The organism is Hymenobacter sp. 5317J-9 (assembly GCF_022921075.1).
Lineage (GTDB): Bacteria > Bacteroidota > Bacteroidia > Cytophagales > Hymenobacteraceae > Hymenobacter.
Genome location: NZ_CP095050.1, coordinates 3,602,777 through 3,615,428, shown reverse-complemented (window position 1 = coordinate 3,615,428; position 12,652 = coordinate 3,602,777). Strand labels below are relative to the sequence as shown.

The 12,652-nt window shown below is 63.1% G+C and carries 11 protein-coding genes; 10 read left to right on the top strand and 1 reads right to left on the bottom strand.

Annotation, left to right across the window (positions count from 1 at the left end):
• The first annotated feature begins 31 nt into the window (after positions 1–31).
• The 3 genes from MUN81_RS15270 to MUN81_RS15260 are packed head-to-tail and all read left to right on the top strand — an operon-like array spanning position 32 to position 1,737.
• Positions 32–901, top strand: a complete 870-nt coding sequence (locus MUN81_RS15270; protein WP_245111775.1) for a diacylglycerol kinase family protein — start codon at positions 32–34, stop codon at positions 899–901.
• 11 nt (positions 902–912) lie between these two features.
• Complete coding sequence (locus MUN81_RS15265) at positions 913–1,251, top strand: translation initiation factor (protein ID WP_245111768.1); 339 nt, start codon at positions 913–915, stop codon at positions 1,249–1,251.
• Between the two features lie 51 nt (positions 1,252–1,302).
• Positions 1,303–1,737, top strand: coding sequence for a DUF1622 domain-containing protein (locus MUN81_RS15260; RefSeq protein WP_198977883.1), 435 nt, complete (start codon positions 1,303–1,305; stop codon positions 1,735–1,737).
• Here MUN81_RS15260 and kdsB read toward each other — a convergent pair.
• Positions 1,734–2,483 (bottom strand): 3-deoxy-manno-octulosonate cytidylyltransferase, encoded by a 750-nt coding sequence (kdsB, locus tag MUN81_RS15255; RefSeq protein ID WP_245111766.1) that lies wholly within the window; start codon positions 2,481–2,483, stop codon positions 1,734–1,736. The genes MUN81_RS15260 and kdsB overlap by 4 nt on opposite strands.
• A gap of 179 nt (positions 2,484–2,662) precedes the next feature.
• Here kdsB and MUN81_RS15250 point away from each other — a divergent pair, with 179 nt between their 5' ends.
• The 7 genes from MUN81_RS15250 (at position 2,663) to MUN81_RS15220 (ending at position 12,578) form a co-directional block, all read left to right on the top strand.
• Complete coding sequence (locus MUN81_RS15250) at positions 2,663–3,628, top strand: LysM peptidoglycan-binding domain-containing protein (RefSeq protein WP_245111760.1); 966 nt, start codon at positions 2,663–2,665, stop codon at positions 3,626–3,628.
• Between the two features lie 156 nt (positions 3,629–3,784).
• Entirely contained in the window at positions 3,785–4,537 is a 753-nt protein-coding gene (locus MUN81_RS15245) for a TIGR02757 family protein (protein ID WP_245111758.1), read from the top strand.
• A 106-nt stretch (positions 4,538–4,643) separates the two neighbouring features.
• Positions 4,644–5,318: a hypothetical protein gene (locus tag MUN81_RS15240; RefSeq protein WP_245111750.1), complete on the top strand. Its 675-nt coding sequence runs from the start codon at positions 4,644–4,646 to the stop codon at positions 5,316–5,318.
• Positions 5,319–5,397: 79 nt separating this feature from the next.
• Complete coding sequence (locus MUN81_RS15235; protein ID WP_245111748.1) at positions 5,398–6,141, top strand: hypothetical protein; 744 nt, start codon at positions 5,398–5,400, stop codon at positions 6,139–6,141.
• A gap of 164 nt (positions 6,142–6,305) precedes the next feature.
• On the top strand, positions 6,306–8,753 hold the full coding sequence (locus MUN81_RS15230) for a Smr/MutS family protein (protein WP_245111747.1): 2,448 nt from the start codon (positions 6,306–6,308) through the stop codon (positions 8,751–8,753).
• A gap of 251 nt (positions 8,754–9,004) precedes the next feature.
• The gene (yiaA, locus tag MUN81_RS15225; protein WP_245111745.1) at positions 9,005–9,442 is read left to right on the top strand and encodes an inner membrane protein YiaA; all 438 of its coding nucleotides are present in this window, start codon (positions 9,005–9,007) and stop codon (positions 9,440–9,442) included.
• Between the two features lie 226 nt (positions 9,443–9,668).
• The gene (locus MUN81_RS15220; protein WP_245111743.1) at positions 9,669–12,578 is read left to right on the top strand and encodes an MSEP-CTERM sorting domain-containing protein; all 2,910 of its coding nucleotides are present in this window, start codon (positions 9,669–9,671) and stop codon (positions 12,576–12,578) included.
• Positions 12,579–12,652 lie beyond the last annotated feature (74 nt).

Here is a 12,652-nt window from a genome sequence, read left to right as displayed (position 1 = left end):
ACATTCGCCGGGGCCAAGCCTGGCGCACGCAATGCCCAAAACCTGCTTCATCCTGAATCCCATGGCCGGCCCCAGCCGCCGCCTCGACATGCCGGCCCTCATCGACCGGTACTTCGGGGCGCGCGAAGCGGACTACGAAATCAGGCTGACCGAATACGCGGGCCACGCGGTGGAAATAGCCCGCAGCGCCGCCGGCGAGGGCCACAAGGTGGTGGTGGCCGTGGGCGGCGACGGCACCGTGAACGAAGTGGGCCGCGGGCTGCTGGGCACCGCCGCGGCTATGGGCATCGTGCCCCAGGGGTCCGGCAACGGTCTGGCCCGCCACCTCAAAGTGCCGCTGGCCCTGCCGGCGGCCCTGCGCCGCCTAGCTGCGCCCACTTTCAGCCGCATGGACGTGGGCATAATGAACGGGCACCCGTTCTTTTGCACGGCCGGGCTGGGGTTTGATGCGCACGTGAGCCAGCATTTTGCTCAGGCGGGCTCGCGCGGGCTGGCCACCTACCTGCGCGTGACTTTGAGCGAGTACCGCCGCTACCGGTCCACGCCGGTGCGCGTGCTGCTCAACGGCGAGGAGCGGGCGACCGACTGCTACGTGCTGGCCTTCGCCAACGCCTCGCAGTACGGCAACAACGCCTACATCGCGCCCCGCGCCGACCTGCGCGACGGCCTCCTCGACGTGTGCCTGATTGACGCCCTGCCCGTGGGCCGGGCCTTCCGCGTGAGCCTGGCCATGGCCCTCGGCAACCTGCCCCAAACCACAGCCGCCGAATACTTTCGGGTGACCGAAGGTCAGGTAACGGCCGCGTCGCCCATCGGCTTTCATGTGGATGGCGACTACATGGGCCACGCCACCGAATTTAACGTTGAAATGATGCCATTGGCGCTGGCCGTGGCAGTTTGATTATAGAGAACATGAAAAAGCCCAGCCGCACCGGCGTGGTGTATTCCACCAATCCCGATTTTTCGTACCAAACCGACGAGCCGGCCGCGGCCACCACGCTGCCGCCCCAGCAGCAGCAGCTGCGCGTGCAACTCGACAAAAAGCAGCGCGGCGGCAAGCAGGTGACCCTTGTGACCGGCTTCGTGGGCACCGATGCTGACCTGCAGGCCCTGGGCAAGCTGCTCAAAACCAAGTGCGGCGTGGGCGGCAGCGCCAAAGACGGCGAAGTGGTGGTGCAGGGCGACTTCCGCGACAAAGTGCTGGAAGTGCTGCTCAAAGAAGGCTACAAAGCCAAAAAGGCCGGCGGCTAAAGGGCTGCTTTCTGTTTTTCGCTGCTGCCACAATCACCTTAATACCTGCCCATGCTGCTCCAATTCTCAGCCCTGCCCGAAGCGGCCCGCGACGTCACCTCCATTCACGGGCAGGCGGAAAGCGGCGTCATCAGCGCCGTGCTGTGGCTGAAGCTAGGCGTGGAAACGGTGGGCGCCACCATCATTGCGCTGGGCATTCTCAGCGCGGGCTGGCTGCTGGTGAAGGCCTTGCTGAAGCGCCAAACGGCTGATTTTACGGCCATTCGGCTGGCGCTGGCACGCTACCTGGCGTTGGCGCTGGAGTTTCAGCTGGGGGCCGATATTTTGTCGACGGCCATTGCGCCGAGCTGGGAGCAGATTGGCAAGCTGGGCGCCATCGCCGTCATCCGGACGGCACTCAACTACTTCCTCTCCCGCGAAATGCGCGAGGAACGCCACGAAGCCACGCCCGAAAACCACGTGGTGCAGCGCGCCGACGCCGACTAGTGCCCCAGCCGCACGCGGGCGCGCTCGGCATCCTCGGGCGTGTCGATGCCGAAGGCTTCGAGCTCGGTTTCGGCGCACTGGATGCGGAATCCGGCTTCGAGCCAGCGTAATTGCTCAAGGCTTTCGGCCGCTTCGAGGGGCGACACCGGCAGGCGCGTTAGCTGTTCCAGCACGCTGGGCTTGTAGGCGTAGAGGCCCAGGTGGCGCAGGTAGTGGTGGTGGGCCAGCCACTCGTGGGGCTCGCGGCCGCGCTGGTAGGGCAGGGGGTGGCGGCTGAAATACAGGGCGTGGCCCAACTGGTTGAGCACCACCTTGGGCAGGTGCGGACTGAACAATTCTTCCTCCGTGAGCACGGGTTTCACCAGCGTGGCAATGTCGGGCGCCGTGGCCGGGTCGGCGAATAAATCGGCCAGGGCGTTGATTTGGGCGGGGTTGATGAAAGGCTCGTCGCCCTGGATGTTGACGATGCAATGCACGTCGGCGGGGCTGCCGAGCAGTTGGAACGCCTCCCACAGGCGGTCGGTGCCGCTGGGGTGGTGGGGGTGGGTGAGCACGGCTTCGCCCCCAAACTCCTGCACGTGCCGGAGGATGCGCTCGTCGTCGGTGGCCACCACCACGCGGGCCAGGTTGGCCTGCTGCGCCTGCGCCACCACCCGCTGAATCATGCTTTGGCCGCCGAGGTCGACGAGGGGCTTGCCGGGCAGGCGGGTGGAGGCAAAACGGGCGGGAATCAGGCCAAGAACCATGCGGGAAAGAGAAGGGGATTCGACAGAAAGCACCAAAATTAACTGGCAAATACCGGGTTTCGGGCGGAAGGTGGCTGCGGCCCGGCCAATTACCCGCGCGTTTTTGCGTTATTTTGCCTGCGCTGCCTGCCCGGTTGTTTTTTGGGCAGTTGTGGTGCTGATTTTGCCAGGTTGATTTTATGACGATACTACTTTCCTTGTTCACGGTGCTGGCCCTTGGGGGCCCTGGTCCCGGCAAGGGCGCCGCCAAAGGCACGCCCAGCGACTCCATTGGCGTGGAAATGCGCGGCGGCCAGCGTTTTGTGAAGCACCGCGTGACTGCCGGGGAAACCCTCACGGCCCTCACGCGCCGCTACCATGTGACCCTCGAACAGCTCACCGCTGCTAATCCGCAGATTAAAAACGGCCTCGGCATCGGGCAGATAGTGTTTGTGCCCCGTCCGCCGGCCGGCAAAGCCGCAGCCGCCAGCTCCGCAGCGAAAACTCCGCCGGCCTCGGGCGTCCTGCCCGCCAAACACACGGTGGCCAAGGGCGAAACGCTGTTTGCCATTGCCCGCAAGTACCAGGTGACGCCCGACGAGCTCATTCGCCTGAACAAGCTGCCCGGCAACGGGGCCGTGCGCGTGGGCCAGCAGCTCCAGATTGCGGGCGCCGCCGAAGCCGCAGCACCCACGCCGGCCCCCGCTGCGCCCGCGGCCACAACCCCGGTGCGTCCGGTGGAGGTAGAAGCCGTGCCCGCCACCACGGTGGCCAAAACGCCCCCGCCGGCCCCCGACAAGCCCGCCCAGATTGCGACGGTGACGCCCACGGCCCCGGCCGAAAAGGAGAAAGAAAAAGAAGAGGAACGCACACCTACTCGCGCCGGCGAGCTGCTGTCGCGCGTGGTGGAATCGGGTCTGGGCGCGCCCATCGAAAAGAGCGTGACCGACAAGTACCTGGCCCTGCACAAAACGGCGCCCGTGGGCACTATCATGCAGGTGCGCAACAGCATGAACGGCCTGTCGGTGTACGTGCGCGTCATCGGCAAGCTGCCCGATACGGGCGAAAACAACAACATTCTGGTGCGCCTCTCACCCCGCGCCGTGCAGAAGCTGGGCACCACCGACTCGCGCTTCCGGGTCGAGACGAACTACATTCCGCAGTAGGGCGGCAGTTGAATAGGCAGCCATTGCTTAGTGTTCAAAAACGCCTGTCATCCTGAGCGCAGCGAAGGACCTTCTCACGTATGACAATCGTTGTTCGAACGTGAGAAGGTCCTTCGCTCCGCTCAGGATGACAGGCGTTTCATTTCCCACTCTTCCGTGAACATCACCCAGCTCCGCCGCCAGCTCGACGCCCAGTACGAGCGCTACAACCGGCCCGAATTCATTAAAAACGACCCCATCCAGATTCCGCACCGTTTCACCCAGCGGCAGGACGTGGAAATAGCCGCGTTGTTTGCGGCGCTGCTGGCTTGGGGGCAACGGCCCACCATCATCAACAAGTGCAACGAGCTGCTGCGCCGCATGGACGATGCGCCCCACCAGTTCATCACCCAGCACCAGGACGAGGACCTGAAACGTCTGCTAGGCTTCTGCCACCGCACTTTCTGCGATACCGACTTGCTGTACTTCGTGCACTTCCTGCGCGACTGGTACCGGCAGCACGACACCCTGGAAACCGCGTTTCTGGTGGGGCACTCGCAGCGGGAGCGGCTTATCAACTTCCACAACCGCTTCTTCAGCCTGCCCGATGCGCCGCAGCGCACCCGCAAGCACGTGGCCACCCCAGCCCGCAAATCGGCCTGCAAGCGCGTGAACATGTACCTGCGCTGGCTGGTGCGCCGCGACGACAAGGGCGTGGACTTCGGCCTCTGGCAGCGCCTCTCGCCCGCCGACCTCATCATGCCCATCGACCTGCACGTGGAGCGCCAGGCCCGCCCGCTGGGCCTGCTCACCCGCAAGCTGGTGGACTGGGAAGCGGCCGAGGAGTTGACCGCCAACCTGCGCAAGCTCGACCCCACCGACCCCGTGAAATACGACTTCGCGCTGTTTGGGGCGGGGGTTGATAAGTAGTCAGTCCAATACGGCAAGTGTAATAAAGCTCGAGTTCTGCTGATTAACGTCTTCGGTGGCTTGTTCATAGGAACAGCTAGGAATTTGTGAGAACGCGCTTGCTCGTATGCAGGAAAAACAATTTAATCTCATTCTGACGAGCCGCTGGAGGGCGACCTTAGTGGCATTCGCAATTGTCATAGCATTCGTGTGGCTACTAGTTGGCGCACTGAATGTTTTTTCCGAGTCCAAATGGCTCGGTAGTGGGTCGCTGATTATGGTGATAAGCGGCTTTGTCTTTCTGCCCGAAATCATTGCCCGGAAGTTCTCAGCAAAATCTGCCGTTGTTCGCATCGATGCAGAAGGCCTCAGCGTGCACTATATCCCCGGTATTTCGCGGCGAATCAACTTCGCAGATATGGCTTACTACTATTCCGACCTGAATCACGACTTCAATGTGCAGCCTCATCGGGGAGGCAAATTGATTCTGCACCTCAATGCCAAACTGCATCCGCATGGTATAACGCCACTCGCCGTTATGTGGCAGCACTTTGAAAAAGCTGTTGCTATATATCAGCAGCAACATCCGGAAAACTCACCAATTCGCAAGCTAGGGTATTTCGATAGGCCATTGGCAACGTTCTGGCTGGTGATATTTGCTGTTATTCTAGTGGGGTTTGGTTGGCGCGCTTTTCAGCCTTTTGCCAGTGAAGCTGCTTGGGGCGGTTTTCTCTTGGGCTGTCTGGGTTTTAGCGTGTATGCACTGCTCTGGCGACGTCATCGGAAGGCAATCAGGCAATAGCCTTGGACGGAATTAGCAGCCGCTTGCATTTACCCGGGCCGTCAAATAATTTGGGACGCTTTATTCCCAACGCATTTCCATGGACGCGCCTCTTGCTGCAACGGCTTCTTCGCCGGCTATTCCTTCCACCGCGCTGCGCAGCCATTTGGTGCTGGTGCGCATGGGCCTGATGCTGGCCGGCATCTTGCTGCCCACCTTGGGCTTGCTGGTCTTCATCGCGGGCTGCCTGTTTCTCAGCGATGGCGACCGGACCTGGGGCGGGGGCTTGCTGCTGGGCAGCCTGCCGCTGCTGGCTGCGGCGTGGCCGCTGTTGCGGCGCAGCATGTTGCCGGTGCTGGCCACTCTCACGCCCGCGGCCCTGCGCCTGGAGCCCCGCGGGCGCAGCCTCATCTACGGCTTGGCGCCGGTGGAGTGCCCGGTGAGTGAGGTGACGGGCTACGGCGAAATTTTGTCGGAAGGTGGCAACCACATCAAGCTCTACCGCCGCGAGGCGCCCATGCTGCAACTTGCCGACCGCCCCAAACGCGCCGTGCCGGCCGACGAAGCCGACCTGCCCGGCCTGGTAGATGCCCTCACCCTGAGCCAGGCCATGCAAAGTCAGACGGCCGAAGCCGGTGCCCCCGCCGAAAGCCTGCACCGCCCCAATTTCTACCAGGGTGGGCTGGGCCGCGCTTTGGCAGGCCTGTGCTACGTTCTGATGGCCTTGGGCGTAGTGCTGCTGTTTGTGCCCGGCGTCGACTGGACGGTGGGGCTTCGCTTGTTCACGTTCACGGGGCTGTACCTGGGCTTGTACCGCCGCAACCAGCGCCCGACCGCCGCCTAAGCGCTGATGCGCACAGAGAATAGGAAAACCGGCGGCACGCGTGCGCCGCTGGAGCGACGCGCGGCTCGCGAAAGCATAAACAACTCCCAATCCCGGCGAATCTTCCCGCCGTTCCTGCTGTTTACCTTCGTATCCTATTCCCGAAATACCGAAAGACGACTTTCTTGCTTTTACCCCAACATTTCGAACAAAAGATTGGCTTCAGCACGCTCCGCGAGCAGCTGGAGGCCAACTGCCTCTCGGCCCTGGGCCGGCAGTACGTGGCCCGCATGGAGTTCCAAACCAAGCACGAGCCCCTGCTGAAACTGCTGCAACAGGCCAACGAATTTGCCTATCTGCTGCGCTCCGGCGCCGACTTCCCAGCCTCGCACTACTACGACGCCAAGGTGCATTTCAAGCGCGCGGCCCTGCCGGGCGCCTACCTCGACGTGGCCGCCTTTTTTGAGGTGAAGATGAGCCTGCGCACCATCCGGCAGGCGCTCACCTTCTTCTCGCAGGCCGACGAGGACCAGTACCCCACGCTGCGCCTGCTGGGCATTGGCGTGCAGGTCGACCGCAATTTGCTGGCCGCCCTGGACAAGGTGGTGGACGACGACGGCGCCGTGCGCGACGACGCCAGCCCCCTGCTGCGCCAGATTCGGCAGGAGCTGATTGCCCGCCAGGGCCAGCTGCGCCGGCAGATTGCCGGCATCCTGCGTCAGGCCAAAAACGAGGGCTGGATTCCTGGCGACGCCGAGCCCACCATCCGCGGCGGGCGCCTGGTGTTGCCCGTCATTGCCGAATTCAAGCGCAAGGTGAAGGGCCTGATTCACGACGAATCGGCTTCGGGCCAGACCGTGTACATCGAGCCGGCCGAGGTGTTTGAACTCAACAACGACATCAAGGACCTCGACAACGCCTATCACCGCGAGCTGATTCGCATCCTCACGGCCCTGACCGACCAGCTGCGTCCCCACATTCCGGACCTGCGCAAGGCCTACGGCTACCTGGGGCTGATTGACTTCATCCGGGCCAAGGCGCGGTTGGCCGTCACGCTCGATTGCCAGCTGCCCCAGCTGCACAACAAGCCCCTGCTGAAGTGGCACGGCGTGCGCCACCCGCTGCTGCAGCTGGCCTTTGCCCAGCACAAGCGCGACAACGGCGACCCGCGCGAAGTGGTGCCCCTGGATTTGGAGCTGAGCCACGAGCAGCGCATTCTGGTGATATCGGGCCCGAACGCGGGCGGCAAGTCGGTGAGCCTTAAAACCGTGGGCCTCGTGCAGTTTATGCTGCAAATGGGATTGCTCATTCCCTGCGCCGACAACTCCGAAGCCGGCGTGTTTGAGGACATTTTCCTCGACATCGGCGATGAGCAGAGTCTGGAAAACGACCTGTCGACGTACTCCTCGCACCTGCTGGCCATGAAGCAATTCCTGACGCTGGCCGGCAAGAAAAGCCTGGTGCTGATTGACGAATTCGGCACCGGCACCGAGCCCAGCCTGGGCGGCGCCATCGCCGAGGCCGTGCTCGACCAGTTGAACCGGGCCCGCGTGTTCGGCGTCATCACCACGCACTACACCAACCTCAAGAATTTTGCCGAGCGCACGCCGCACCTCATTAACGGCGCCATGCGCTACGACCCCGAGAAGCTGCAGCCGCTCTACCGTCTGGAGGTGGGCAAGCCGGGCTCGTCGTTTGCCATCGAAATAGCCCGCAAAATCGGCTTGCCGAAAGACGTGGTAGAACGCGCCACCCAGCTGGTGGGCAAGGACAAAATCCGTTACGACCGCCTGCTCGAAGGCCTCGAAAAGGAGAAAACCGAGCTCGAGCAGCGCACCGCCGAAGCCGCCAAAGCCGAGCGCCGCCTGAAAAAAGCCGCCCAGGAATACCAGGACCTCAAGCAGCACCTCGAAGACACCAAGCTCGAAACCCTGCGCACCGCCAAGCAGCAGGCCAAAGCCCTGCTCGTCGACACCAACAAGCAGATTGAGGCCACCATTGGCGAAATCCGCCGGGGCAACGCCGAGAAGGAAACCAACAAGGCCGCCCGCGAGAAGCTCGACACCTTCGTGCGCACCGAACTGCAGATTGAGCCGCCCAAGCCCAAGCCAACCCGCGAGCGCGCCGTGGCCGGGGCCGTGCAGGCCGGCGACAAGGTAGCTCTCTTCGGCCAGGACGGGTATGGCGAAGTCGTGAGCGTGAAGGGCCAGACCGCCGAAGTAATGTTCGGCGGCATGAAGACGCTGACCAAGCTCAACCAGCTTGAAAAGCTCGGCCGGGCCGAAATCCGCGAGCGGGAGCAAGCCGCCAAGTCCAAAGCCGGCCGCCTCGGTGGCGGCAGCGGCGGCGGCGGCGGCAATAGCGTCAACATCACCGACCGCATGGCCGGCTTCAGCCCCACGCTCGACCTGCGCGGCGAACGCGCCGAAGACGCCCTCACCAAAACCATGAGCTTCGTCGACGACGCCGTGATGCTGGGCATGCCCGAAATCAAGTTCCTGCACGGCCGCGGCAACGGCGTGCTGCGCAACGTGGTGCGCGACTACCTGCGCTCGCAACGCGCCGTAGCCAGCGTGGCCGACGAGCACGCCGACCGGGGCGGAGACGGCGTGACCATTGCGGTGCTGAAGTAACCGGTGCTGCTTTAAATCAATGCATCCCTAATGTCCTTTATAGAAAACAAACCCAAGTCATAATGTGGCCTGGGTTTGTTTTTTGGGCCGGTTCCTGGATTGGCAACAGGGAAGTTACACAGTCTGAAAAGTCAGATGATGTCAAAATCGGCTTGACGACCGGTGGTGGCTAGTCGTAGGTTTGCCCAGCAGTGTTGGAAGCTGCTCAGTAGCTTTCGGCACTCGGTCAAAATCCTTACCCGCCCCGCAGCATGAACCCGCAAACCACGCAACCCGCCACGCAAACTTCCTCGGCCTTCATCGGCGCGTCCTGGGCCGCCCTGCTCGTGGGCTTCACGGCCTTCAACATTGGCCTCTGGAATGCCCAAATGGCCCTCAACGAGAAGGGCTACTACTTCACTGTGCTGATGTACGGCCTGTTTGCCGCCATCTCGGTGCAGAAAAGCGTGCGCGACCGCCTCGAAGGTATTCCGGTCACCAACCTGTACTACGGCATCAGCTGGATTTCTGTGCTGCTAACGGTGGTGCTCCTGACGGTGGGCCTCTGGAACGCCACGCTCACGCTGAGCGAGAAGGGTTTCTACGCCATGTCGTTTGTGCTGAGCCTCTTTGCCGCCATTGCCGTGCAGAAAAACACCCGCGACAGCCTGCGCAACGAGAAAGCTGAGCGGCCTGCTTCCGACCAGTAGGCAGAACCAGCCAATCAGGCGGCGCAAGCTGCTGAATGGGTAAAATTAAAATGGCGTTTCCAGGTTGGAAACGCCGTTTTTTCGTGAGTCATACTCAATTCACCAAATAATACTTTGAAATTCAAAGTTCTTTAAAATACTTTTGCCGCACCCGGGTCTAATGCTCGCCCGCTTTGCGGTTGCCCATCGGCTACCGGCTTTCTCACCCTGTTCCGGCCTTTGCCCTATGCACAGCTTACGCAACCCAAAATGGCTTTTCCTGACCAATACCTTCCCCATAGCGCTGCTGCTGTTGCTCTGTTCCGGCGAGTTTGCGGTGGTGCACACGCTGCTGCCCGCCAGCAGCGTGGACCTGTGGCAAGGGTACGGGCTGGCGCTGCTGGCCATGGGGGTAATAGCCGCTTGCTACGCGGGCACGCAGTTAGTCCAGGAACGGCCTTTGGGGGGCTGGTTCAGCGTGGCAGTGCTGGTGGGCTACAGCGTGTGGCTGTGTCTGGTCACGGCGGAGTCAGGCAAGCTGCTGCCCCCGGGCGCGGTGCCGCGCTGGATGCTGCCCACCGAGCCCCTCTTGATGGCCTGGACCTTTTTGATGCCCACGCTGGCGTATGCGATGCTGGTGCTGGTGGCCAGGTTAACCCCCGACGACCAGCCGCATCACGCGGCGCCTAATATCCTGCTGGCGGTGGTCACGCCGTTTGGCTGGTGGCTGGTGTTCGCGGTGCTAAGCTGGATTGAGGACCACACCCGGGGTGCTTCGACTGCACCATATGCGTCCAGCCGCTGGGATGTCATCGGCGGCTTCCTGCTGGTGGTGGGCCTGGTGCTGAGCACGCTTAGCTTCTTTTTCTTTCTGGTGCGGGCGCTGTTCATCATCACGCAGCGGCGAAGCGGCTTCTGGGCAGATACCGGCTTGTTCTGGAAAGTCATCATCACGCTCGTGCTGCCGCTGCTAGGGTTGGTCGTCAACAATGGCTCGTTGTTCGGGGACGGTTCGCCGCGGCAGGAAAGCGGCATTTTTGGCAATTTCACCAGCCCGTGGTTCTATGCGCTGGCCGTGCTGAACAGCATATTGTTGTGCCTGACCGACAGTCCCCGTCCCGGCGTGCGGCTGTTGCAGCTGCTGGGCCGCAGCGCGCTGTTTGGCTACACGTTCTACTTTTTTCTGGTGTTTCTGCCGTTTCTGCCGCTGGCAATTCCGGCCATCATCCTCATCGGCACCGGGTTTTTGCTACTGGCGCCGCTGATGCTGTTTGTGGTGCACGTGCGCCAGCTACACGAGGACGTGGCTGCTCTGCAAACGGTGTTTGCGCGGGGTACGGTGCGCGCGGCGCTGCTGGGCGGGCTGGCGGTATTGCCGCTGGTGGTCACGGCGAGCTTCTGGCACCGGCGGCAGGTGCTGCATGAGGCACTGGCCTACGTATACACCCCCGATTTTAGCCAGACCGAGCCCGTCGACCCATCGGCGCTGGCCGCCACGCTCACCGTGGTGCGCCAGAACAAAGACCGAAACATGGATTTCCTCTTCGGTTCGCAGCAACCCTACCTGTCCACGTATTTCAACTGGCTGGTGCTCGACAACCTCATGCTGTCGGAGGAGAAGCTCAGCGAGCTGGACCGCATTTTCATGGGCGCCTCGTCAGGCTACCGGTGGGCGCCGGGGTGGGCAAACGACACCCCGCAGCCCGCCTCCTCGGCACCGCAGCTGCGCGAGGCAACCGCCAGCAGCACCTACGACGCTCGCCAGCAAGCCTGGGTGAGCTGGGTAAACCTGGAGATTGCCAACCCTGTCTCCGATATTCAAAACGGCGAATACAGCACGGCCATCACCCTGCCCACCGGCTGCTGGGTGAGCGACTATTACCTGACCATCGGCCACCGGCAGGAGCGGGGCATTCTGGCCGAAAAGCGGGCGGCTACCTGGGTCTACGCCCAGATTCTGAACGAAAACCGCAGCCGCGACCCCGGCCTGCTGGCCTACCGCCGGGCCAACGAAATTTCGCTGCGCGTGTACCCTGTGTCGGGCAGCGAGGTGCGCCGCACCCGCATTCAACTGCTGCACAAGGAGCCGTGCACCCTCACCATCGATGGCCGCGTGCTGACCTTGGGCGACTCTACTTCCGCGCCGCCCGTGGCCGCCCCCGTGGCCTTGCCCGGCAGCGGCGTGGCCTACGTGAGTGCCCTGGCTAAGCAGCGCCTGCCGCTGGTGCAACGCAGGCCGTACTACCATTTTTTGCTCGATGCCTCGGCCGGGCACTCTTCAGTGCCGGCTTACGAAGCACGCGTTGCGGGCGTGTTAGCCCAGCCGCTGCCCAACGGGGTGCCTGCCCGTTTTAGCACCGTGAATGCGGCCACTACGCCCGTGCCCGCGGGGGCCGACTGGGCGGCGCAACTGAGCCGGACGCCCCTTACCGGTGGTTTTTACCTCACGGGCGCCATACGGCGGGTGTTGTTTGAGGCGCAGGAGCACCCGGCCGCCACCTACCCGGTGCTGGTGGCCGTGACCGATGACCTGGCCCAGGCCGTGCTGGCCCCGGATTTCGAAGAGTTCAGCAGCGCCTTCCCCGAAAGCGACGTGTTCTACGTGTTGGGCGCCGATGGGCAGCTCGTGCCGCATTCGCTGCGCCACGATGCCCGCACGCCGCTGGCGACGGCCCCACCCGCAGGCGCGGCAGTGGCCGTGCGGGCCTGGCCTACCGCTGTCCGGCCCCGCGCTTACCTTCCCAATACCAGCACGCCCAGCATCGTGCTCAGCCAGCGCCCGGCCGTGCCCGCCCCCACCGCCGCGCCCGGCAACCGCTGGCTCATGGGCCTGCTGCTGAGCGGCTACCACCAGTGGCAAACATTCCACCCCGAGGCGACCGAGCAGGAGCGGATACCCTTCATTCAGGCCAGTTTCCGGGTGGGCATTCTCACGCCTTTCACTTCTTTCCTGGCGTTGGAAAACGACGCCCAGAAGGCTGCGCTATTCCGTAAGCAGGCCGAGACGCTGGCGGCAAATGCCTCACTCGATACGGTGGAAAAGGATGCTCCGCCACCGGCCCAAACGCCCGTGGACGGCGGCGCCGCCCTGCTGCTGGCAGCCGGCGTGCTGCTGGGCGGTTGGTACCTGCGCCGCGCTCGACCGGCGGTTGGCTAAGGGGGATACAGCGTCACCGAAAGGCGCATAAAAAAAGGCAGCTCCCAAAGGGAAGCTGCCTTTTTTTTATGGGT